The sequence below is a fragment of the Nocardioides aequoreus genome (assembly GCF_000720335.1).
Lineage (GTDB): Bacteria > Actinomycetota > Actinomycetes > Propionibacteriales > Nocardioidaceae > Marmoricola > Marmoricola aequoreus.
This window is the reverse complement of record NZ_JOJN01000001.1, coordinates 20,385-42,060: the sequence shown is the minus strand read 5'-3', so window position 1 is coordinate 42,060 and position 21,676 is coordinate 20,385. Positions and strand designations below refer to the sequence as shown.

Here is a 21,676-nt window from a genome sequence, read left to right as displayed (position 1 = left end):
CGGCGGGTCCGCGGGGCGGGTCGGCGCCGTCGAGGAGCCGCACTAGCCTGACCGGCATGACGCTGCGGGTGGGAGTGCTGGGAGCCAGGGGCAAGGTCGGGCGCGAGGTGTGTGCCGCCATGCGCGAGGCCGACGACATGGAGCTCGTGGCGGAGGTCGACGCCGGTGACGACCTCGCCCTGCTGGAGACCGCCGAGGCCGTCGTCGACTTCACCCACCCCGACGTGGTGATGGACAACCTGCGCTGGTGCGTCGAGCACGGCGTCGACGCGGTCGTCGGCACCACCGGCTTCGACGACGAGCGGCTGGAGACGCTGCGCGGCTGGCTGGCCGACGCCCCGGGCACCGGCGTGCTCGTCGCCCCCAACTTCTCCGTGGGCGCGGTGCTGATGATGCGCTTCGCCGCCGAGGCCGCGCGCTACTACGAGTCGGTCGAGGTGGTCGAGCTGCACCACCCCGACAAGGCCGACGCGCCCTCTGGGACCGCGCGGCGTACGGCGCAGCTCGTCGCGGCCGCGCGCCGTGAGGCCGGCCTGCCGCCGCAGCCCGACGCCACGAGCACCGCGCTCGAGGGCGCCCGGGGCGCCGACGTCGACGGCGTCCGCGTGCACGCCCTGCGGGTCCGCGGCCTGGTCGCCCACCAGGAGGTCGTGCTCGGCGGCGTGGGGGAGACGCTCACCATCCGGCACGACTCCCTCGACCGGGTCTCCTTCACCCCAGGGGTGCTGCTGGGGCTCCGCGCGATCGGCGGGCACCCGGGACTGACCGTCGGGCTCGAGGCGTTCCTCGACTCCTGAGGGAGCGCTTGCAGCAGTGCCAGGTCTGCACGATCGTGCAGCGCAGGATCGTGCATCCGTAAACATGTGGTTCCGCGGCTTTGAGCGGGGCATGATGATGACGTCCCCCCACAAGTGGGACGAACGGTTCATCTCCACCGCTACCCCGGTCTTCCCGATCCTTCGTACCCCACGACGGCCCGGCAGTTCCCACGTCGGTCGTCGTGTCCTGATCGCCTTCCCCCAGGTCGATCAGGTTCCCAGGGCCGAGGGGTCCGTGCTGGGCACACGGACCCCTCGGTCCGTCCTCCTGCCACGGGTCGGGCAAGCACTCGGGGGTGCGTCGACGGCGGTCGGTCCACGCCCGGCGTCACGAGGTGAGCCTGCGCACGCCGGAGGTCCGGTGCCCCTCTCGGGTGGCCCCGGACCCCGGCGTCGCCGGCGGCCTCCCGTCGGCGGTGGTCAGTCGACGAGCGCGGTGTGCAGGCGCACCTGCTTGACCGTGGTGGTGCCGTCGCCGGTCAGGTCCAGCGTGCGGTGGGCGCCGTCGGGCGCCCAGCCGGTCGACTCCAGGAAGGCGCGCAGGTCGTCGCCCGCGGCCGGCAGCCACGTGACGGCCCGGGTGAAGCGGTCGGCGACGAGCGTGTCGACGGCAGCCTGCAGCAGCCGCGAGCCGTGGCCGTCGCCGCGCCGCTCCGGGTCGACGGTGAGGTCGCTGAGCTCGCCGGTCGCGATCGGGTCGCAGTCGGGGTCGGTGGCGGGCGCGGTCACGACGAAGCCGGTGACCGTCGCGCGCTCCAGGCCGACCAGCACCCGCTGCCGGGCGTCCTTCGGACGCCGCATCGACGCCTCCCAGCCCTCGGCGAGCTGCGCGGCATCGAGCCCGTCGAGCACCTCGGCGGGGAGCAGGCCGGCGTACGACGCCCGCCAGGCGCGCACCTGCACCTCGGCGATGGCGGGGGCGTCGGCGTCCCAGGCGACGCGCGCGGACACGTCGGCAGCAGGCACGCCCAAATTGTAGGTTGAGGACCATGCAGGCCTACCTCGACCTCCTCCGCCGTGTCCTCGACGAGGGGTCCGAGAAGTCCGACCGCACCGGCACCGGCACCCGGAGCGTCTTCGGCCACCAGATGCGCTTCGACCTGCGCGAGGGCTTCCCGCTGGTGACGACCAAGAAGGTGCACACGCGCTCGGTCTTCGGCGAGCTGCTGTGGTTCCTGCGCGGCGACACCAACGTCACGTGGCTCCAGGACCGCGGCATCACGATCTGGGACGAGTGGGCCGACGAGCAGGGCGACCTCGGGCCGGTCTACGGCTACCAGTGGCGCTCCTGGCCCACCCCCGACGGCCGCCACGTCGACCAGGTGGCGCAGGTGGTCGAGCAGATCCGCCGCGACCCCGACTCCCGGCGCCACGTCGTCTCGGCGTGGAACGTCGCCGACGTCCCCGACATGGCCCTGGCGCCGTGCCACACGATGTTCCAGTTCTACGTCGCCCCGCCCGCGGCGGGGGAGGAGCGCGGCCGACTCTCCTGCCAGCTCTACCAGCGCTCGGCCGACGTCTTCCTCGGCGTGCCCTTCAACATCGCGTCGTACGCCCTGCTGACGCACATGGTCGCGCAGGTGACCGACCTCGGGGTCGGCGACTTCGTGCACACGCTGGGCGACGCGCACCTCTACCTCAACCACCTCGAGCAGGCCGAGCTGCAGCTCACGCGGGAGCCGCGGCCGCTGCCGCGGCTGTGGCTCGATCCCTCGGTGCGCGAGATCGACGGCTTCGACCTCGATGACGTGCGCGTGGAGGGGTACGACCCCCATCCGGGCATCAAGGCCCCGATCGCCGTCTGATCCCGGCCGACCCCCGGCAGACCCGTCCGACCCCGCCGTCCCTCGAGGAGCCCTCCCGTGTCCCGCATCGTCATGGTGGCCGCCCGCGCCCGCAACGGCGTCATCGGCCGCGACGGCAGCATCCCCTGGAGCCTCCCCGCCGACTGGGCGCACTTCAAGCGCGTCACGGTGGGCCACCCGCTGGTGATGGGCCGCAGCACCTTCGAGAGCATCGGCCGGCCGCTGCCCGACCGCCAGAGCATCGTGGTCACCAGCGACCCCGACTGGTCGCACGAGGGGGTGCTCGTCGCCCGCTCGGTGCCCGAGGCGGTCCGGCTGGGGTCCGAGCTCGACGCCGAGCTGGTCAACATCGGCGGCGGCGCCAGGCTGTACGCCGAGGCGCTCGACCTGGCCACCGAGCAGGTGCTCAGCGAGGTCGACCTGGAGCCCGAGGGCGACACCTTCTACCCCGACTTCGACGAGGCCGACTGGGTGGAGCTACGCCGCGAGGTCCACCCCGACGACGACCCCACCTGGACGGTGCGCTGGCTCAGCCGGCGCTGAGCCCGCCGGCCCGGGCGGCTACGCCAGCTGCCGGCCATCCACGTCGGGCACCTTGCGCAGGGCGATGAGCACCAGGTCGATGAGCCACCAGATGCCGCAGCCCCCGAGCGTGATCAGCTTCAGCACGCCGAGACCGATCTGGCCGAGGTAGAAGCGGTCGACCCCGAGCTGGCCGAGGAAGGCCGAGAGCAGCACGGCGACGAGCCAGTCGCGGTCGGAGAAGAGGCCGGGCAGCTGCTTGGCGGCGAACCAGCCGCCGCCGGCGATGTCGCGCAGCTGGGCGTCGCCGCGGAGCTGGCCCGCGAGCGCCATCTGCTGCAGCTGCACGTAGCCGTACGGCCCGTACTCCTGCCCCACGTGGGCCAGCATGTAGCTGCCGTCGGCCGGGCTGCGCCATCCGGCGGGGCTGGGGCTCTGGGTCATGGCGCCGACCGTAGTACGCCGTCACCCACTCGGGGTCGCGGCCCGCGGCACGCGGCGTACTAGCCTGGCTCCCATGAGCCTGCCAGCCGCCCCCCACGGCCGGGTGCTGACCGCGATGGTCACGCCGTTCGACCCCGACGGCCGCGTCGACCCCGACGGCGTCGGCCGGGTCGCGTCGTACCTGCTCGACCACGGCAACGACGGCGTGGTGGTCAGCGGCACCACGGGGGAGTCCCCGACCACCACCGTGGCCGAGGACGGCGAGATCCTGCGCGCGGTCAAGGACGCGGTGGGCGACCGGGGCACCGTGGTCGCCGGCGTCGGCACCAACTCCACCTCGCACTCCGTCGAGCTCGCCGTGCAGGCCGAGAAGATCGGCGTCGACGCCGTGCTCCTGGTGGCGCCGTACTACAGCAAGCCGGGCGCGGCGGGGCTGCTGCACCACTTCACCGAGGTCGCGCGCGCCACCGACCTCCCGGTGATGCTCTACGACGTGCCGGGACGCACCGGCCAGGCGATCCCGGCCGAGACCTACGAGGCCGCCGCGCGCCTGGAGACCGTCACGTCGGTCAAGCACGCCACCGGCGACCCGCTCGCCACCGTCGCGCTGCGGCAGCTGGGCTACTCCGTCTACTCCGGCGACGACGGGCTGCTGCTCGGCTACCTCGCCCACGGCGGCTGCGGCATCGTCTCGGTCGCGGCCCACGCCGCCGGTGAGCGCATCCGCCGGGTGGTCGAGCAGTTCGACGCCGGCGACCACGCGGGCGCGCTGGAGACCTTCACCGGGCTGCTGCCGGTGGTCGAGGCCGTGATGGGGGTGCCCAACTACGGCGCCACCACCGCCAAGGCCGCGATGGAGCTGCTGGGCGTGCTGACCCACCGCACGGTGCGCGGCCCGCTCGTGCCCCTCGACGACACCGAGCTGGCGGCCCTGCGTGCCGCGCTCGAGAAGGCAGGCCTGCTGTGAGCCACCCCCACCCCGAGCTGTCCCCGCCCCCGGCCCTGCCGAAGGGCGGCCTGCGCGTGACCGCGCTGGGCGGCCTGGGCGAGGTCGGCCGCAACATGACGGTCTTCGAGCACGCCGGGCGGCTGCTGGTCGTCGACTGCGGCGTCCTCTTCCCCGAGGAGAACCACCCCGGCGTCGACCTGATCCTGCCCGACTTCGACTCCATCCGTGACCGGCTCGACGACATCGACGCGCTCGTGCTCACCCACGGACACGAGGACCACGTCGGCGCGGTGCCCTACCTGCTCCGCGAGCGCCAGGACATCCCGCTGGTGGGCTCCAACCTGACCCTCGCGCTGGTCGGCTCCAAGCTGCGCGAGCACCGGCTCAAGAACACCGTGAAGGCGGTCGTGGCCGAGGGCGACCGGGTCTCCTTCGGCCCCTTCGACCTGGAGTTCGTGGCGGTCAACCACTCCATCCCCGACGCGCTCGCGGTCATGATCCGCACCCCCGCGGGCAACGTGCTGCACACGGGCGACTTCAAGATGGACCAGCTGCCCCTCGACGGGCGGATCACCGACCTGCGCGCCTTCGCGCGGCTGGGCGAGGAGGGGGTCGACCTCTTCCTCACCGACTCCACCAACGCCGAGGTGCCCGGCTTCACGACCTCGGAGAAGGAGATCACCCCCGTCCTCGAGGGCGTCTTCCGCTCCAGCGAGGGCCGCATCATCGTGGCCTGCTTCGCCTCCCACGTGCACCGCGTGCAGCAGGTCATGGACGCCGCCGCGGCCCACGGCCGCAAGGTCGCCTACGTCGGCCGCTCGATGGTCCGCAACATGACGATCGCGCGCGAGCTCGGCTACCTCGACGTCCCGCGGGACCTGCTGGTCGACGCCAAGGCGCTCGCCGACATGCCCCCCGACCGGGTGGTGCTGATCTCCACGGGCTCGCAGGGCGAGCCGCTCTCGGCGCTGTCGCGCATCGCCCAGCGCAACCACAGCTTCGTGCACATCGAGCCCGAGGACACCGTGGTGCTGGCCTCCTCGCTGATCCCCGGCAACGAGAACGCCGTCTACCGGGTGATCAACGGGCTCTCGCGCCTCGGCGCCCGGGTCGTCCACAAGGGCAACGCCCTGGTGCACGTCAGCGGCCACGCCAGCGCCGGCGAGCTGCTCTACTGCTACAACATCGTGCGTCCGCGCAACGTGATGCCGGTGCACGGCGAGATCCGGCACATGCTGGCCAACGCCGCGCTCGCCCGGGAGACCGGCGTCCCGGCCGACCGCGTCGTCGTCGCGGAGGACGGCGTGGTCGTCGACCTGGTCGACGGGCGCGCCCGGATCACCGGCAAGGTCGACTGCGGCTACGTCTTCGTCGACGGGAGCTCCGTCGGCGACCTGACCGAGAGCTCGCTGAAGGACCGCCGCATCCTCGGCGAGGAGGGCTTCATCTCGGTGATCGTGGTGGTCGACTCCCAGACCGGCAAGGTCGTCAGCGGCCCCGAGATCCACGCCCGCGGCTTCGCCGAGGACGACACCACCTTCGACGCCATCCGGCAGCCGATCGTCGACGCCATCGACAAGGCCGTGCGCGAGGGCGTCGACGACAGCTACCAGCTGCAGCAGACGATCCGACGCATCATCGGCCGGTGGGTCAGCGGCACCCACCGCCGCCGCCCGATGATCATCCCCGTCGTCCTCGAGGCCTAGGAACCACCGAGCGATGACCCGTCCGCGTGCTGGCCTAGACCTGGTGACGCGCCGGGGCCGGAACGCACCAAACCTCGGTACGAATCAGACATCTCGACCTACACTCGGCATGCGGGCGCGCCGGGTGTCCGCGTCGTCCGGTGACGCGTGCGGCCGACCTCCCCAGACCAGCCGGAAGCCGTGCCCATGCAACTGACCGAGTCTCCTCGTGCCGAGGGGATCCGACGGCTGTACGAGCTGATGCTGCGGGTCAACTCCTCGACCGACCTCTCCGAGGTCCTCGACGAGATCGCGCGCGGCGTGGTGGAGGTGCTCGGCTACGGCATCGCGGCGATCGCCCGGCTCGAGGGCGAGGTCTTCGTGATGACGACCGTCGCCGGGTCGGAGGAGGTCCGCGAGCAGATCATCGGGCGCCGCACACCGGTCGCCTCGATCTTCAACGAGTTCGCCCAGGCCGACGAGTGGGGCGTGCTGCGCTTCGTGCCCCACGACCGGATGCCCGACGCGCTCGAGGAGTCGGCCTGGGTGCCCGAGTTCGAGCCCGACCAGGGGCCTGACGCCTGGCACCCCCTCGACGCGCTCTACGCACCGCTCTACTCCGCCACCGGCCAGCTGCTCGGCAACATGTCGGTCGACCTGCCCCCCGGCAACCGGATCCCCAACCGCGAGGAGCGCGAGCTGCTCGAGATGTTCGTCGTCCAGGCGGGCCTGGCGATGTACAACGCCCAGCAGCGCGAGCGGCTCGGCGACCAGGTGCGGATGGGCGAGATGCTGCGCTCGGTCTCCTCCGCCGGTCAGCTCTCCTCGCTCGACGTCTCCCTGCGCGAGGCCGCCCAGGCGGTGGGCAGGGGCCTGCGCACCGAGCACGTCTGGGTGCGCTGCTTCCCCAGCGGTGACATGGCGCAGGTCGACGGCACCGCGGCCTGGCCCGTCGACGACACCGAGCAGGTCACCCACATCATCCAGGTGCTCGGCCTGCTCGCCGTCCGCGCCGCCCGGCTGGGCCGCCCGGTGGTCGTCGCGACCCCGACCGTGCTCGACCTCGACACCGGACTCACCCCCGAGCAGTCCGCCGACCTGCGCGAGCTCGTCGAGTCGCACCGCGACGCGGCGCTCCTGCTCACCCCCATCGGCGTGGGCCGCGAGGTGCTCGGCTACGTGCTGCTCGCCCGCGACGTCGAGCAGCCGTGGACCCAGGACGAGCAGACAGCCGTGATGGAGGTCGGCCGCACGCTCGGCCGCGTCGTGCTCAACGCCCGGCTCTACGACCGCGAGCGCCAGCTGGTGGGCGAGCTGCAGGAGCTCGACCGCTACAAGGGCGAGCTGATCGCCACCATCTCGCACGAGCTGAAGACGCCGCTGACCTCGATCATCGGCCACATCGAGCTGCTCGAGGACCTCGACACCGGCATCGCCTCCGTCGACGCGATCAGCCGCAACGCCGACCGGCTCAACCGCCTGGTGCAGAACCTGCTCAACTACTCGCAGCTGCAGGACCGTCGCGAGTCCGTGCGGATCCCCGTCGACCTGCGGATGCTCGCCGAGCAGAGCATCGACCTGATTGCGATGTCGGCCGAGCAGGGCGACGTCGCCGTCAGCCTCGAGCTCGGCGACGACGACGCCCCCGTGATGGTCACGGCCGACCCCGACGAGCTCGGCAAGGTCGTGGACAACCTCGTGGGCAACGCCGTGAAGTACACGCCGCGCGGCGGCTGGGTGAAGGTCCGGGTGCTGCAGGACGAGCACCGGGCCACCGTCGAGGTCTCCGACACCGGCCTGGGCATCTCCGCGGCCGACCAGGTGCAGCTCTTCTCCGCCTTCCACCGCTCCAGCAACCCCGAGGCGCTCTCGATCCCTGGCACCGGGCTCGGCCTGGCGATCTCGCGGCGCATCGCGCAGATGCACCGCGGCGAGATCCTGGTCTCCTCCGAGCTGGGCCGGGGCAGCGTCTTCCGGCTGCGCCTCCCGCGCCTGGGTGAGGACAGCGAGGTCGCCCACACCGGTGACGCCGGCGAGCACGTGGTGCAGGGCGCCGGCAGCTAGTTCCGCGCGTCGCGGTGCCTCCGGGGCCCGACCTGCCGCCGGGCACGCGCGCTGAGCACCGCCGTGGCCAGGGCCGCCACGCTCGCGCCCAGCACGCCGCCCCACGCGAGGTCGGCGAGCGCCGCCGCGGTGGCGAAGCCGTCGATCACCGCCAGGTTGGTCAGCGCGTAGGTGGCGTACGCCGTCAGGCCGAGCACCGCACCCTGCGTGGCGCCGTGCCGCACCGACCGCCGGGCCACCCCCGGGCGCACGGCCAGGTGCACCAGCGCGGCGACGAAGAGCAGGTAGAAGACGACCGCGGGCACCCACTGCGGCTGGTCCCGCACCAGCTGCGGCATCTCGGCCTCGTAGAGGCGGGTGGCCACCAGGGCGATCCACAGCCCGTCGACCAGCACGAACACGGCGAGCGTCACGGCGTACGAGCTCGGCCAGGGGGAGGGGGCGGCGTCCGGCGGCGTCATGACCGGGGAGTACCCCGACGGCGTGTGGTTCCTGTGACGGGAGTGGCGCGCCGGTAGATTCGCGAGCATGGCGACCCGTACGTCTTCCCCGGCGGCGTCGCGCAGCAAGAGCTCGACCTCGCGCTCCGGCGCGAAGAAGAGCACGAGCACGCGACGCCAACCGACGGGAGCGAAGAAGAAGACCACCGCGAGGCGGCCACCGCCGCGTGCCGTGCGCAACGGCACCGGTCCGGTCGCGCGGCTCTTCCTGGCCCTCGGCCGCGCGCTGCTGGCGGGCTGGCTGGCCCTCGCCCACAGCGTCGGCGGTGCCGTGCGCCGCGTGGGCCACACCGCCTCGGAGCTCGAGCCCGAGCAGCGGCGCGACGGCGCCGGGCTGCTCCTGATCGGCCTCGCGGTCGTCGTCGCCGCCGCGGTCTGGTGGCAGCTGCCCGGCGCGATCGGCGAGGTGACCCGTGCGGTCGTCGCCGGATCGGTCGGGCTGATCGCCTGGCTCGTACCTGTGCTGCTGTGCGTCGTGGCGTGGCGCAACCTGCGCGACCCCGAGCGCAACGGCCCGGCGGGGCGCCAGGTGATCGGCTGGCTGGCGCTGCTCTTCGGCGTGCTCGGACTGGTCCACCTGGCCAACGGCTCACCCGCCCCGCGCGCGGGCGACAGCGAGCCGCTCCAGCAGGCGGGCGGCGCGATCGGCTTCGTGGTCGCCAAGCTGCTCACCGACCTGCTGCAGTCGGTCTACGTCGTGGCCCCGCTGCTCGTGCTGCTCGCGGCCTTCGGCCTGCTCGTCATCACCGCCACCCCGGTGCACCAGGTGCCGGTGCGGCTGCGCGAGCTGGGCGAGCGGCTCACCGGCGTCCCGCCGCACGAGGAGGGTGACGGGCGCACCGGCGCCCGCGGTCGCCGGCTCGACCTCGACGTCGACCCCGACATGGGCGACCCGCCGTACGACTCCCCGGTGCTGGAGGACCGCGAGGTCAAGAAGCGCCGCCGCAAGCCCATGCCGGAGCCGGACCCGGAGGTCGACCTCGCCCTCACCGACGACGAGCCGGAGCGAGAGGCCCCGGAGGCGAAAGAGGAGCTGCAGCCGCCGCCGCACACCCCGCTGCCGGCACGCGTCGAGCAGCTCTCCCTCTCCGGCGACGTCGCCTACTCGCTGCCCGACAGCGAGGTGCTCAAGCCCGGGTCGGTGCACAAGGCGCGGTCGAAGGCCTCCGACGCGGTGGTCGACCGGCTGACCCAGGTGCTCGAGGAGTTCACGATCGACGCCCAGGTCACGGGCTACACCCGCGGCCCCACGGTGACCCGCTACGAGGTCGAGCTCGGCCCCGGGGTGAAGGTCGAGAAGATCACCAACATCCAGAAGAACATCGCCTACGCCGTGGCGTCGGCCGACGTGCGGATCCTGAGCCCGATCCCGGGCAAGTCGGCGGTGGGCGTCGAGATCCCCAACCTCGACAAGGAGATCGTCTCCCTCGGCGACGTGCTGCGCAGCGCGGTCGCCCGCAACGACCACCACCCGATGGTCGCGGGCCTGGGCAAGGACGTCGAGGGCGGCTTCGTGGTCGCCAACCTCGCCAAGATGCCGCACCTGCTGGTCGCGGGGGCCACCGGATCCGGCAAGTCGAGCTTCATCAACTCGATGATTACCTCGCTGCTGATGCGCAGCACGCCCGACGAGGTGCGGATGATCATGGTCGACCCCAAGCGGGTCGAGCTCAACGCCTACGAGGGCATCCCGCACCTGATCACGCCGATCATCACCAACCCCAAGAAGGCGGCCGAGGCGCTGCAGTGGGTCGTGCGCGAGATGGACCTGCGCTACGACGACCTGGCCAACTTCGGCTTCCGCCACGTCGACGACTTCAACAAGGCGGTGCGGGCCGGCAAGGTGCAGGTGCCGGCCGGCAGCGAGCGGGTGCTCGCGCCGTACCCCTACCTGTGCGTGGTGGTCGACGAGCTCGCCGACCTGATGATGGTCGCGCCCCGCGACGTCGAGGACGCCATCGTGCGCATCACCCAGCTGGCACGCGCGGCGGGCATCCACCTCATCCTGGCCACGCAGCGGCCCTCGGTCGACGTCGTGACCGGCCTGATCAAGGCCAACGTGCCCTCGCGGCTGGCCTTCGCCACCAGCTCGCTGGCCGACAGCCGCGTCATCCTCGACCAGCCGGGCGCGGAGAAGCTCGTCGGCCAGGGCGACGGCCTCTTCCTCCCGATGGGTGCCAGCAAGCCCGTCCGCGTGCAGGGCTCGTGGGTCACCGAGGCCGAGATCGCCCAGGTGGTGGCCTCCTGCAAGACCCAGCTCGAGCCCGCCTACCGCGACGACGTGACCGCCCCCGCGGCGTCCAAGCGCGACCTCGACGACGACATCGGCGACGACATGGAGCTGGTGGTGCAGGCGATCGAGCTCGTCGTCTCCACCCAGTTCGGCTCCACCTCGATGCTGCAGCGCAAGCTCCGGGTCGGCTTCGCCAAGGCGGGTCGCCTGATGGACATCCTCGAGAGCCGCGGCGTCGTGGGGCCGAGCGAGGGCTCGAAGGCGCGCGACGTGCTGATCAAGCCCGACGACCTCGACGAGGTCATCGCCACCATCCAGGGAGAAGCATGAGCATCGGCGAGTCGGCGGACCTGCACGAGCAGGTCGACCACGTGACGGACGACCAGCCCACCGGTGTCGCCGGACCGGTGGGCATCGCGGTGCGTCACGACGTCCGGGTGCCGGCGGTGGTGGCCCTGGGGTCCGCGGTGCTCACGGTGCTGTGGTTCTCCCGCGCCCTCGACTCCGGCTCGTGGCTCGACTGGCTGTGGGTCGTCGTCCCGGCCAGCGTGGGCCTGGCCATGCTGCTCGCCCTGCGCGACTCGCGTGCCCCCCTGCTGGTCGCCGACGACCACGCGGTGCGGGTGCGGCGCGGCCTCACCTGGACCGGTGTGCGCTGGTCCGACGTCGACCGCGTCGAGGTCCGCGGCCGCGGTGGCGCGCTGCGCGACGGCGCCCTGGTGGTGCACGTCGCGGCCACGGACGTCCCGGACCCGACGGAGACGACGGACGAGGTGGTCGACCCCTCCGACCACGCAGGTCCGGCCGCTCCCGCCCGGGCCACGACCTTCGAGGTGCCCCTCGGGCTCGGCACCCGCGTCGAGGTCGACGGGCTGAGCGGCAACCTGGTCGAGGACCTCGACTCCCTGGCCGCCGGCCAGGCCGCCGTCGTGGTGCTGACCCGCGAGGTTCCGCTCGAGCCCTCGGAGGAGTCGGCGCGGTCGGAGCAGGACGTGGTCGCCGAGCGGGACGAGGAGACCGCCCGGGTGCCGGTGGAGGAGCCGGCGCCAGGTCCGGGGCCGGCGGCGGCGACTAGTTCGCACGACGACGCCGGGGAGCAGATGATCACCGTCGCGCTGCCGGGCGAGATCGTCGTCACGGCGCCCGAGGAGCTGCCCGAGCAGCGCTCACCCGACCAGGCCGACCAGGTCACCCCCCCGGCCGCCGATGACACCGCCGATGACATCGCCGATGACATCGCCGACCACACCGCCGACGAGCCGGGCCTGGAGCCGGAGCGCGAGGTGCGTGGCGCGGCCCGTGCCGAGGTGGTGCGCGAGTCCGTGCGCCGCCTGCCCGACGCCCCGGCGATCCCCGCGCAGCGCAGCGAGGCGGGTGTGGTCACCGCGCGCCTCGACCAGCCCGTCGAGCCGCTCCCGGCCGCGGCGTCCTACGACCTCACCGGGCCGGCGCCCTCGCCGGTGCTCGACCCCGTGATCGGACCCCTGGTGGCGGCCGCCCGGCAGCGCGCCCGGCTCTCGATCGACACCCTCAGTGAGCGCACCCGGATCCGGCCGCACGTGTTGGAGTGCCTCGAGGTCGACGACTTCGCCGCCTGTGGCGGCGACTTCTACGCCCGCGGCCACCTCCGCACCCTGGCGAGGGTCTTCGGCCTCGACGCCGAGGAGCTGGTGCGGCTCTACGACGAGCACTACGCCGGCACCGAGATCGAGGCCCGCCAGGTCTTCGAGGCCGAGCTGGCCAGCGGCATCGGCGGTGGCGTCCGCACGGCCACCAGCGGTCCGCGCTGGAGCGCGCTCGCGGCCGCCGTGCTGGTGCTCGTCGCGATCTGGGGCACCGCCCGGGTCTTCTCCGACGACCCGCAGGAGCTGGTGAGCCCCGCTCCCGACGTGGTCGACACCGCCGGACTGGCGGGCGAGGAGCCGGAGCAGGTCGAGAGCGCGCTGGCCGCCATCCGCTTCACCGCCGAGGGCGCCGGCTCCCAGGTCGTGGTGCGCGACGGCACCGGCCGGATCCTGTGGGTTGGGCGGCTGGCCGACGGCCAGTCGCAGCAGATCATCGGCACCGCGCCCTTCGACGTGACCGCGAGCAACGGCAGCGCCGTCCGGGTCGGCTACCTCGGCAAGGACCGGGGCACCGTGGGCGAGACGAGCGAGGCCGACAACCGCCGTTTCGGGGAGTAGCGCCCGGTCGGTCATACTCGACCACGGCTATGACGACTCCTCCTGCACCTTCCCCTGCCCCCACGACCGTCGCGCTGGTCCGGCTGGGCTGCGCGCGGAACGACGTCGACGCCGAGGAGCTCGCCGGCCGGCTCGAGGCCGGGGGCTTCACCCTCGTCGAGGACCCGTCGGCGGCCGAGGCGGTCGTCGTCAACACCTGCGGCTTCGTCGAGCAGGCCAAGAAGGACTCCGTCGACACGCTGCTCGCCGCCGCCGACCTCAAGGACGACGGCACCACCCGGGCCGTGGTCGCGGTCGGCTGCCTGGCCGAGCGCTACGGCACCGAGCTGGCCGACTCGCTGCCCGAGGCCGACGCGGTGCTCGGCTTCGACGACTACACCGACATCTCCACCAAGCTGCGCGGCATCCTCGACGGCGAGGCCCACGTGGCCCACACGCCGTCCGACCGGCGCCGGCTGCTCCCCATCAGCCCGGTCGAGCGGTCCTCGGCCGAGGCCTACCAGCCCGGGCAGGACGGCGCCGTGCGGCGCCGGCTCGACGACGCCCCGTGGGCCTCGCTGAAGCTGGCCTCCGGGTGCGACCGCCGGTGCACCTTCTGCGCCATCCCGAGCTTCCGCGGGTCCTTCGTCTCCCGCCGGCCCACCGACGTGCTGGCCGAGGCGCGGTGGCTGGCCGAGCAGGGCGTCAGCGAGCTCTTCTGCGTCAGCGAGAACTCCACGTCGTACGGCAAGGACCTCGGCGACCTGCGGCTGCTGGAGTCGCTGCTGCCCGAGCTGGCGGCGGTGCCCGGCATCGAGCGCGTGCGCGCGTCGTACCTCCAGCCCGCCGAGATGCGCCCGGGCCTGGTGCGCACGATCGCGGCCACGCCGGGGGTGGCGGCGTACTTCGACCTCTCCTTCCAGCACGCCTCGGGGCCGGTGCTGCGACGGATGCGCCGCTTCGGCGACGCCGAGCAGTTCCTGGGCCTGCTCGAGCAGGCGCGCGCGATCGCCCCCCTGGCCGGGGCGCGCTCCAACTTCATCGTCGGCTTCCCCGGGGAGACCGAGGCCGACCTGGAGGTGCTCTGCGACTTCCTGAGCCAGGCCCGCCTCGACGCGATCGGGATCTTCGGCTACTCCGACGAGGACGGCACCGAGGCCGAGCGCTTCGAGGACAAGCACGACGACGACGAGGTCGCCGCGCGCGTCGCGCACGTCAACGACCTGGTCGAGCAGCTGACCGACCAGCGGGCCCGGGAGCGGGTCGGCGAGGAGGTCCTGGTGCTGGTCGAGCGGGTCGACGACGGCGAGGTCGAGGGTCGCGCCGAGCACCAGGGACCGGAGGTCGACGGCACCACGGCGCTGCGCGGCGCCGCGCCGGGCACGGCGGTCGGTGACATGATCCGGGCGAGGGTCGTCGACACCGACGGCGTCGACCTGGTGGCGCAGGCCCTCACCGCGGCCGGCGCGACGGGAGGTGGGGCAGCGTGAGCGAGCGACAGGTCAGCAACTGGAACGTGCCCAACGCCCTGACCACCCTGCGCATCGTGATGGTGCCGATCTTCGCCTGGGCGATGCTCCACGACGGCGGCGGCGACACGACCTGGCGCTGGATCGCCTTCGCGCTCTTCGCCGGGGCGATGATCACCGACAAGATCGACGGCGACCTGGCCCGCAAGCACGGCCTGGTCACCGACTTCGGCAAGATCGCCGACCCCATCGCCGACAAGGCGATCACGGGCATGGCCTTCATCGCGCTCGCCATCGTGGCCGACTTCCTGCCCGCTTGGCTGTGGTGGACGATCGCGGTCGTGGTGCTGACCCGCGAGTGGTCGGTGACCTTCGCCCGGCTCTCCATCGCCAAGGACGTCGTGATGCCGGCCAAGCAGAGCGGCAAGGTCAAGACGACCCTGCAGGCGCTCGCGCTCGGCGGCTTCGTGGCGCCGTTCGGCCTGTACGCCGACACCTCGTGGTCGTGGCTGGTGGTGCTCTGGTGGGCCTCGGCGATCGCCCTGGCCGGCGCCGTGGTCCTCACGCTCACCTCGGGGCTGGAGTTCGCCCGCGACGTCGTGCAGCACCGCCGCAGCCGCTCCTCCGCCGTCGGCGGCTGACGGCGCCACGCCGAGGTCAGTCGGACTCGCGCTGCCGGTCGCGGTAGGCGCGCACGTTCTCCCGGTTGCCGCAGCCGCCCTCGCAGAAGCGGCGGGAGCGGTTGCGGGAGAGGTCGACGACGACGTTGTCGCAGTCGTCGGCCGCGCAGGCCTTGAGTCGCTCGAGCTCGCCCGCCCGCAGCACGTCGGTGAAGGCCATCGCCGCCTCCACCAGCATCCGCGCGTCCAGCGGCGCGTCCTGGGGCACGGCGTGGATGTGCCAGCCGAGGCCGTCGTGGTCGACGAGCTGGGGGAGGGCGCCGGACTCGGCGAGCGTGGCGTTGAGGGCCTCGACCAGCGGCCCCTCCTCGAGGTCCCACCAGCGCCGCAGCCGCGGCCGCAGCGCCCGCACCGCCTCGAGCTCGGCGTCGTCGCCCAGGCGGACGCCGTACCAGCCGAAGTCGTCGAGGAAGCGCGCCAGGTCGGCGCGGGTGCGCAGCGAGTCGCCGCCCTCCACGCCGTCGTCGTCGAGGGTGTTGACCAGGCCGGCGGCGCTGCGCAGCGCCAGCTGCGTGTCATGACCGAAAGTCACGTTGACTCCTGTCGTCGCTCTCTTCTATCGTAACCGGTGTCCGCGCAAGACGATCCTGACCGCGAAGGGCGGTGCCCGATGTCCACCACGCTGTCCTCCCAGGTTCCCGCTCGTCGCGCCCGCGGCGCCACCGGTGGCCTGGTCGCCGCGCTGGTCGCCGCTGCGGCCTTCGGCTCCTCCGGCGCCTTCGCCAAGGTCCTGCTCGACGCGGGCTGGACGCCGGGGAGCGCGGTCTTCGTGCGCATCCTCGGGGCCGCGCTGCTGCTCCTCGCGCCCACCGTGCTGGCGATGCGCGGGCGCTGGAGCCTGCTGCGCACCGGCTGGCGCCAGGTCGTGGTCTACGGCGCCATGGCCGTCGCGCTCCCGCAGCTCGCCTTCTTCCTGGCCGTGCAGACCCTCCCGGTCGGCGTCGCGCTGCTGCTGGAGTACCTCGGCCTCGTGCTCGTCGTGGTGTGGCTGAGCGTGGTGCAGCGCCGGCTCCCCAGCCGGGCCATCCTGGTCGGGGTGGTGCTCGCGCTGGGCGGGCTCGCGCTGGTGCTCGACCTGCCCGCCGTCCTCGGCCGCGGCGCCGAGCTGAGCCTGGTCGGCGTGGCCTGGGGACTCCTGGCCGCGGTCGGTCTGGCCTCCTTCTTCCTGCTCTCCAGCCCCGACCACGAGGAGTCGCTGCCGCCGCTCGCGCTGGCCGGTCTCGGCCTGGTGGTGGCCTCGGTGCTCTTCGCGGTGCTCGGGCTGGTCGGGGTGCTGCCGATGACCTTCACCACCACGCCCGTGCAGCTGGGCGGCACGACGCTGCCGTGGTGGGTCGCGGTGCTCGAGCTGGCGGTCGTGGCGGCCGCCACGGCGTACGTCGCGGGCATCGTGGCCGCGCGCCTGCTCGGCCCGACGGTCGCGTCGTTCCTCGGCCTCGGCGAGGTGCTCTTCGCGGTGCTCTTCGCCTGGGTGCTGCTCGCGGAGCTGCCCACCGTGGTGCAGCTCGCGGGCGGGGTGCTGGTCCTCGCCGGCGTGGTGGTGGTGCGCCTGGAGCAGGTGCGCCGCGACCGCACGTCCTACGGTGAGACCCATGCAGCCGCCGACGTATCCCACCGCGGACCTGGGGGAGGTGCTCCGGGCACGCCGTCTGACGGTGAGCTGTGCGGAGTCGCTGACGGGCGGTGAGCTCGCCGCGCAGCTGAGCGGCCCGCCCGGCAGCTCGGAGGTCTTCCTGGGCGGCGTGGTCGCCTACGCCACCGAGGTCAAGCGCCAGGTGCTCGGGGTGACCGCCGAGCAGGTCGTCTCCGCGGCCTGTGCCGAGCAGCTGGCCTCGGGCGTGCGTGACCTGCTCGGCTCCGACTGGTCGCTCGCCACGACGGGGGTGGCCGGTCCCACCGAGCAGGAGGGGCGACCCGTCGGCACCGTCTTCGTGGGCGTGGCCGGACCGGACGGCGCGAGCGCACACCTGCTCCACCTCGACGGCGACCGGGCGCAGGTGCGCGCCGCCACCTGCCGCGCCGCCGTGCACCTGCTCGCCCAGGCGCTGCGGCAGGAGGGTGGTGAGCGGTGAGCGACGACGAGGACGGCGCCGACGTCGACGCGGCCCTTGCTGCGGCCGCCGACGAGCTCTACGCCGGCGGGGTCGACGACTTCGTCGCCCGGCGTACGGCGCTCTCCCGCGCGGTCGCGGCGGAGCACGGCAAGCCGGCGGGGCAGGTGGTCGCCAAGCTGCGCAAGCCGTCGGTCGCCGCCTGGGCGGTCAACCTGCTCGTGCGCCGCGAGGCGGAGCAGATCGACCAGGTGCTGGGTCTGGCGGAGTCGCTGCGCGCCGCGGCCGAGGCGCTCGACGGCGAGGAGCTGCGCGCGCTCACCCGGCAGCGCCGGCAGCTCACCACCGCGCTGGCCACGACGGCCCGGCGGCGGGCGGGCGAGGCCGGCACCCGGCTCTCGGAGCCGGTCGTCGACCAGGTCGAGGGCGTCCTGACGGCGGCGATGCTCGACCCCGTCGCGGCCCAGGTGGTGCGCACCGGGCGGGTGGTCACGGCCTTCACCTCCACCGGCATGTCGGAGCTCGACGTGGGGTCGGTCGTGGCGCTGTCCGACGCGCTCGACCGTCACGCCACGCCGGTCGGCGACCCGGAGGCGTCCGACGACGCGGAGGCCGGGCGCCCGGAGCTGCACCTGGTCAGCGACGACGGCGTGCGGCTGGCCGAGGCCGAGGAGGTGCTCGAGCAGGCCCAGGAGCAGCTCGACCAGGCCGAGCGCGAGCGCGAGGAGGTGCGCGCGGCACTGCAGGACCTCGACGCCCGCCGGCTGCAGCTGCAGGGCGACGCCGAGGAGCTGCGACGCCGGCTGGCCGAGATCGAGACGAGCGTCGACGAGGTCGACGACGAGCGCGAGGAGACCGAGGCCGCGCTGGCCGACGCCGACGAGGTGGTGGCCGAGGCCCGCGCCGAGCGCGAGCGCGCCGCGGCCGAGGTGGCCCGGCTGCAGGGCTGACACCGTCGGTGGGTCGTCGTAGGTTCGCCGGCATGACCGAGTCCGACGCCCGTCCGGCCCTCGACCCGCGCGCCCCCGACCTCGCCGAGCTGCTGCTGCGCTACCTCCAGCGCGAGCGCGAGCACCTGCTCAGCACCCTCGACGGGCTCTCGGAGCACGACGTCCGCCGGCCGCTGACGCCCACGGGCACCAGCCTGCTCGGCCTGCTCAAGCACACCGCCGGGGTGGAGATGGGCTACCTGGGGGCGTGCGTCGGCCGGCCCTTCCCCGACCCGCCCGCCTGGGACGACGACGCGGTCTACGAGGCCGGCGACGACATGTGGGCCACGGCGGAGGAGTCGCGCGAGGAGCTGGTCGACCTCTACCGCCGGGTGTGGGCGCACTCTGACGCGAGCGTGCGCGAGCTGGGGCTCGACGCACCCGCGCAGGTGCCGTGGTGGCCGGAGGAGCGCCGCGAGACCACGCTGGGGTGGCTCCTGGTGCACCACCTCGACGAGACCGCCCACCACGCCGGTCACGCCGACGTCGTGCGCGAGACGATCGACGGACGCGGCGGTCGCGACCACGACCAGCGCGACGCCGCGGGCTGGGCGGCGTACGTCGCCAGGGTGCAGCAGGAGGCCGACCGCTTCCGCGACGGCTGAGCAGCCGGAGCCGCCCGGCGGGTGCCCTCGACCCGCCCCCGCCGATGTGGAACGATCCAAGCCGTTTGAGCCGTCGAGACGAGGGAGCCCAGATGCGCGTCGGAGTGCTGACCGGAGGCGGGGACTGCCCCGGCCTCAACGCCGTGATCCGGGCCGTGGTCCGCAAGGGCGTGGGGGAGTACGGCTACGACTTCGTCGGCTTCCGCGACGGCTGGAAGGGTCCGCTCGAGGGCGTGACCACCGAGCTCGGCGTCCCGCAGGTCCGCGGCATCCTCCCGCGCGGCGGCACGGTGCTCGGCTCCTCGCGCACCAACCCCTTCAAGGTCGAGGGGGGCGTGGAGCGGATCAAGGCCAACCTCGCCGACCTCGGCGTCGACGCGCTCGTGGCGATCGGGGGCGAGGACACCCTCGGGGTCGCGACCAAGCTCGGTGACCTGGGCGTCAACGTGGTCGGGGTGCCGAAGACGATCGACAACGACCTCAACGCCACCGACTTCACCTTCGGCTTCGACACCGCGGTCAACATCGCGATGGAGGCCATCGACCGGCTCCACACCACGGCCGAGTCGCACCACCGGGTGCTGGTGGTCGAGGTGATGGGCCGCCACGCCGGCTGGATCGCGCTCCACGCCGGCATGGCCGGCGGCGCCAACGTCGTGCTCATCCCCGAGCAGCCCTTCGACATCGAGCAGGTCTGCGCCCACGTCGAGGCGCGCTTCGAGAAGCAGTACGCCCCGATCATCGTGGTCTCCGAGGGTGCGGTGCCCCGCGAGACCGAGGGCGAGGACGGCATGACGCTCGTCTCGGGCGAGAAGGACGCCTTCGGCCACGTGCGTCTCGGCGGCATCGGCGACCGGCTGGCCCGCGAGATCGAGGACCGCACCGGCAAGGAGGCGCGCGCGGTGGTGCTCGGGCACGTGCAGCGCGGCGGCACCCCCACGGCGTTCGACCGCTGGCTGGCCACCCGCTTCGGGCTCCACGCGATCGACGCGGTGCACGACGGCGACTTCGGCACGATGATGGCGCTGCGCGGCACCGACATCGTGCGGGTGCCGCTGATCGAGGGCACCGGCGAGCTCAAGCTCGTCAATCCCGCCCAGTACGCCGAGGCCGAGGTCTTCTTCGGCTAGGGCGTCCCGTGCGCCGCGCCGTCCGCGATCGGCGCGAAATGCTGGCGGGTGGGCGGGGCAGGGTCCACGATGTGCTCAGGGAACCCTCAGGGTTCGGTGATCCCGGGAGGCCGCCATGTCCAGCTCGACCGACACCAGCACCGAGCAGATCGAGCTCAAGAGGGTCATGGGGCCCAAGCTCCTGCTGCTCTTCATCGTCGGCGACATCCTCGGCGCGGGCGTCTACGCCGTCACGGGCCAGCTCACCGGCATCGTCGGCGGCATCGCCTGGCTGCCCTTCCTGGTGGCCTTCGTGGTGGCCACGCTGACGGCGCTGTCCTACCTGGAGCTGGTCTGCAAGTACCCCCGGGCCGCGGGCGCCGCGCTCTACACGCACAAGGCCTTCGGCATCCACTTCGTGACCTTCCTGGTCGCCTTCGGCGTCATCTGCTCGGGCATCACGAGCGCCGCGACGTCGTCCAACGTGCTGGCGCAGAACCTCGCGGGCGGCCTCACCGCCAACGGCTGGCTCGACGCCGAGCCGAGCACCGGCACCATCACCGCGATCGCGCTGGGCTTCATGGTGCTGCTCGCGCTGATCAACCTGCGGGGCGTGGGCGAGTCGGTGAAGTTCAACGTCATCCTGACCCTCGTCGAGGTGACGGCCCTGGCGATCGTCATCGGCGTCGGCTTCTTCGCCATGTCGCAGGGCAACGCCGACTTCGGCCGTGTGACGACCTTCGTCGACTCCGGCGACAAGGGCCTCTTCCTGGCCGTGACCGCCGCGACCTCGATCGCCTTCTTCGCCATGGTCGGCTTCGAGGACTCGGTCAACATGGTCGAGGAGACCCAGGACCCCGAGCGGATCTTCCCGCGCACGCTGCTGACCGGCCTCGGCATCGCGGTGATCATCTACATGCTCGTGGCGGTCTCGGTCGTTGCCGTGCTCACCGACGACCAGATCGCCAACGCTTCCGAGGGCCGCGCGCTGCTCGAGGTCGTCAAGGTCGGGGCGCCCGACTTCCCGATCGACCGCGTGTTCCCCTTCCTGGCCGTCTTCGCCGTCGCCAACACCGCGCTGATCAACATGCTGATGGCCAGCCGGCTGCTCTACGGCCTGGCCAACCAGGACGTGCTGCCGCGGGCGCTGGGCAAGGTCTCGCGCACCACGCGGGCGCCGTACGTCGGCATCGCCTTCTCCACCGCCCTGGCCCTGGGCCTGATCATCTACGTCGCCTCGCGCGCCGAGAGCGAGGTCGTGCTCAACCTGGCCAGCGTCACGTCGCTGCTGCTGCTGACCGTCTTCCTCATCGTCAACGTCGCCTGCCTGGTGCTGCGCCGCGACCCGGGCCGCGGCGGCTTCCGCTCGCCGGGCTACACCCCGGCCGTCGCGGCGGTGCTCTGCGCCTTCCTGCTCGGCCCCTGGGTCGACCGCGGCGCGATCGTCTACCAGATCGCCGCGGTGCTGATGCTGATCGGGATCGTGCTCTGGGGCATCACGATGGTGATCCACAAGCCCGAGGGCGGGCGCTTCCGCGACCCGGAGAACCTCGCGGAGTAGCCCACCCCCGGCGTACGCCGTCCACCGGCG

At 73.1% G+C, this 21,676-nt stretch carries 20 protein-coding genes; 16 read left to right on the top strand and 4 right to left on the bottom strand.

The window, feature by feature from the left end:
• Positions 1–56: 56 nt before the first annotated feature.
• Positions 57–797 (top strand): 4-hydroxy-tetrahydrodipicolinate reductase, encoded by a 741-nt coding sequence (gene dapB / locus IG63_RS0100180; protein ID WP_030482358.1) that lies wholly within the window; start codon positions 57–59, stop codon positions 795–797.
• 441 nt (positions 798–1,238) lie between these two features.
• On the opposite strand, the gene IG63_RS0100175 is transcribed toward dapB, so the two are convergent.
• Complete coding sequence (locus IG63_RS0100175; RefSeq protein ID WP_030482357.1) at positions 1,239–1,784, bottom strand: GNAT family N-acetyltransferase; 546 nt, start codon at positions 1,782–1,784, stop codon at positions 1,239–1,241.
• A 23-nt stretch (positions 1,785–1,807) separates the two neighbouring features.
• Between IG63_RS0100175 and IG63_RS0100170 the strand changes: the two genes are divergently transcribed.
• A complete protein-coding gene (locus IG63_RS0100170; RefSeq protein ID WP_030482356.1) occupies positions 1,808–2,623 on the top strand; it encodes a thymidylate synthase in 816 nt (271 codons plus the stop codon).
• Between the two features lie 57 nt (positions 2,624–2,680).
• Positions 2,681–3,166 (top strand): dihydrofolate reductase, encoded by a 486-nt coding sequence (locus IG63_RS0100165; protein ID WP_245604201.1) that lies wholly within the window; start codon positions 2,681–2,683, stop codon positions 3,164–3,166.
• Positions 3,167–3,184: 18 nt separating this feature from the next.
• Here IG63_RS0100165 and IG63_RS21925 read toward each other — a convergent pair whose 3' ends face one another.
• Positions 3,185–3,589: a TM2 domain-containing protein gene (locus IG63_RS21925; RefSeq protein WP_030482354.1), complete on the bottom strand. Its 405-nt coding sequence runs from the start codon at positions 3,587–3,589 to the stop codon at positions 3,185–3,187.
• Between the two features lie 73 nt (positions 3,590–3,662).
• On the opposite strand from IG63_RS21925, the gene dapA reads away from it, so the two are divergent.
• From dapA to IG63_RS0100145, 3 genes are all read left to right on the top strand, one after another.
• Positions 3,663–4,556, top strand: a complete 894-nt coding sequence (gene dapA / locus IG63_RS0100155) for a 4-hydroxy-tetrahydrodipicolinate synthase (protein ID WP_030482353.1) — start codon at positions 3,663–3,665, stop codon at positions 4,554–4,556.
• Entirely contained in the window at positions 4,553–6,244 is a 1,692-nt protein-coding gene (locus IG63_RS0100150) for a ribonuclease J (RefSeq protein ID WP_030482352.1), read from the top strand. Before dapA ends, IG63_RS0100150 begins: the two co-directional genes overlap by 4 nt.
• Before the next feature lie 186 nt (positions 6,245–6,430).
• Complete coding sequence (locus IG63_RS0100145; RefSeq protein ID WP_084596422.1) at positions 6,431–8,287, top strand: ATP-binding protein; 1,857 nt, start codon at positions 6,431–6,433, stop codon at positions 8,285–8,287.
• On the opposite strand, the gene IG63_RS21175 is transcribed toward IG63_RS0100145, so the two are convergent.
• Positions 8,284–8,748, bottom strand: a complete 465-nt coding sequence (locus IG63_RS21175; RefSeq protein WP_169741736.1) for a DUF2177 family protein — start codon at positions 8,746–8,748, stop codon at positions 8,284–8,286. The two genes, IG63_RS0100145 and IG63_RS21175, sit on opposite strands and share 4 nt — an antisense overlap.
• 67 nt (positions 8,749–8,815) lie before the next feature.
• On the opposite strand from IG63_RS21175, the gene IG63_RS0100135 reads away from it, so the two are divergent.
• Genes IG63_RS0100135 through pgsA form a run of 4 tightly spaced genes read left to right on the top strand, consistent with a single transcriptional unit; the run spans position 8,816 to position 15,292 of the window.
• The gene (locus IG63_RS0100135) at positions 8,816–11,350 is read left to right on the top strand and encodes an FtsK/SpoIIIE family DNA translocase (protein ID WP_030482349.1); all 2,535 of its coding nucleotides are present in this window, start codon (positions 8,816–8,818) and stop codon (positions 11,348–11,350) included.
• Positions 11,347–13,203: a helix-turn-helix domain-containing protein gene (locus IG63_RS21170; RefSeq protein ID WP_051705986.1), complete on the top strand. Its 1,857-nt coding sequence runs from the start codon at positions 11,347–11,349 to the stop codon at positions 13,201–13,203. Before IG63_RS0100135 ends, IG63_RS21170 begins: the two co-directional genes overlap by 4 nt.
• Before the next feature lie 29 nt (positions 13,204–13,232).
• On the top strand, positions 13,233–14,672 hold the full coding sequence (gene rimO / locus IG63_RS0100125) for a 30S ribosomal protein S12 methylthiotransferase RimO (RefSeq protein ID WP_051705985.1): 1,440 nt from the start codon (positions 13,233–13,235) through the stop codon (positions 14,670–14,672).
• Entirely contained in the window at positions 14,669–15,292 is a 624-nt protein-coding gene (pgsA, locus tag IG63_RS0100120) for a CDP-diacylglycerol--glycerol-3-phosphate 3-phosphatidyltransferase (RefSeq protein WP_030482346.1), read from the top strand. Before rimO ends, pgsA begins: the two co-directional genes overlap by 4 nt.
• A 16-nt stretch (positions 15,293–15,308) precedes the next feature.
• Here pgsA and IG63_RS0100115 read toward each other — a convergent pair whose 3' ends face one another.
• On the bottom strand, positions 15,309–15,863 hold the full coding sequence (locus IG63_RS0100115) for a CGNR zinc finger domain-containing protein (RefSeq protein ID WP_030482345.1): 555 nt from the start codon (positions 15,861–15,863) through the stop codon (positions 15,309–15,311).
• A gap of 78 nt (positions 15,864–15,941) precedes the next feature.
• On the opposite strand from IG63_RS0100115, the gene IG63_RS0100110 reads away from it, so the two are divergent.
• From IG63_RS0100110 to IG63_RS0100085, 6 genes are all read left to right on the top strand, one after another.
• On the top strand, positions 15,942–17,018 hold the full coding sequence (locus IG63_RS0100110; RefSeq protein WP_084596417.1) for an EamA family transporter: 1,077 nt from the start codon (positions 15,942–15,944) through the stop codon (positions 17,016–17,018).
• Entirely contained in the window at positions 16,987–17,403 is a 417-nt protein-coding gene (locus tag IG63_RS0100105) for a CinA family protein (protein ID WP_245604200.1), read from the top strand. Before IG63_RS0100110 ends, IG63_RS0100105 begins: the two co-directional genes overlap by 32 nt.
• Positions 17,400–18,332, top strand: a complete 933-nt coding sequence (locus IG63_RS0100100; RefSeq protein ID WP_051705984.1) for a hypothetical protein — start codon at positions 17,400–17,402, stop codon at positions 18,330–18,332. The genes IG63_RS0100105 and IG63_RS0100100 overlap by 4 nt, the downstream gene beginning before the upstream one ends.
• Before the next feature lie 32 nt (positions 18,333–18,364).
• Entirely contained in the window at positions 18,365–18,976 is a 612-nt protein-coding gene (locus IG63_RS0100095) for a DinB family protein (RefSeq protein ID WP_051705983.1), read from the top strand.
• A 92-nt stretch (positions 18,977–19,068) separates the two neighbouring features.
• Positions 19,069–20,106, top strand: a complete 1,038-nt coding sequence (locus IG63_RS0100090) for a 6-phosphofructokinase (protein WP_030482340.1) — start codon at positions 19,069–19,071, stop codon at positions 20,104–20,106.
• A 115-nt stretch (positions 20,107–20,221) separates the two neighbouring features.
• A complete protein-coding gene (locus IG63_RS0100085) occupies positions 20,222–21,646 on the top strand; it encodes an APC family permease (protein ID WP_030482339.1) in 1,425 nt (474 codons plus the stop codon).
• The last annotated feature ends 30 nt before the right edge of the window (positions 21,647–21,676 follow it).

Coding starts and splice junctions, on each gene's coding strand:
- rimO (WP_051705985.1), top strand. CDS start 13,233: ATGACGACTCCTCCTGCACCTTCCCCTGCCCCCACGACCGTCGCGCTG.
- IG63_RS21175 (WP_169741736.1), bottom strand. CDS start 8,748: ATGACGCCGCCGGACGCCGCCCCCTCCCCCTGGCCGAGCTCGTACGCC.
- IG63_RS0100145 (WP_084596422.1), top strand. CDS start 6,431: ATGCAACTGACCGAGTCTCCTCGTGCCGAGGGGATCCGACGGCTGTAC.
- dapB (WP_030482358.1), top strand. CDS start 57: ATGACGCTGCGGGTGGGAGTGCTGGGAGCCAGGGGCAAGGTCGGGCGC.
- IG63_RS0100135 (WP_030482349.1), top strand. CDS start 8,816: ATGGCGACCCGTACGTCTTCCCCGGCGGCGTCGCGCAGCAAGAGCTCG.
- IG63_RS0100085 (WP_030482339.1), top strand. CDS start 20,222: ATGTCCAGCTCGACCGACACCAGCACCGAGCAGATCGAGCTCAAGAGG.
- IG63_RS0100095 (WP_051705983.1), top strand. CDS start 18,365: ATGACCGAGTCCGACGCCCGTCCGGCCCTCGACCCGCGCGCCCCCGAC.
- IG63_RS0100110 (WP_084596417.1), top strand. CDS start 15,942: ATGTCCACCACGCTGTCCTCCCAGGTTCCCGCTCGTCGCGCCCGCGGC.
- IG63_RS21170 (WP_051705986.1), top strand. CDS start 11,347: ATGAGCATCGGCGAGTCGGCGGACCTGCACGAGCAGGTCGACCACGTG.
- IG63_RS0100090 (WP_030482340.1), top strand. CDS start 19,069: ATGCGCGTCGGAGTGCTGACCGGAGGCGGGGACTGCCCCGGCCTCAAC.
- IG63_RS21925 (WP_030482354.1), bottom strand. CDS start 3,589: ATGACCCAGAGCCCCAGCCCCGCCGGATGGCGCAGCCCGGCCGACGGC.
- IG63_RS0100170 (WP_030482356.1), top strand. CDS start 1,808: ATGCAGGCCTACCTCGACCTCCTCCGCCGTGTCCTCGACGAGGGGTCC.
- dapA (WP_030482353.1), top strand. CDS start 3,663: ATGAGCCTGCCAGCCGCCCCCCACGGCCGGGTGCTGACCGCGATGGTC.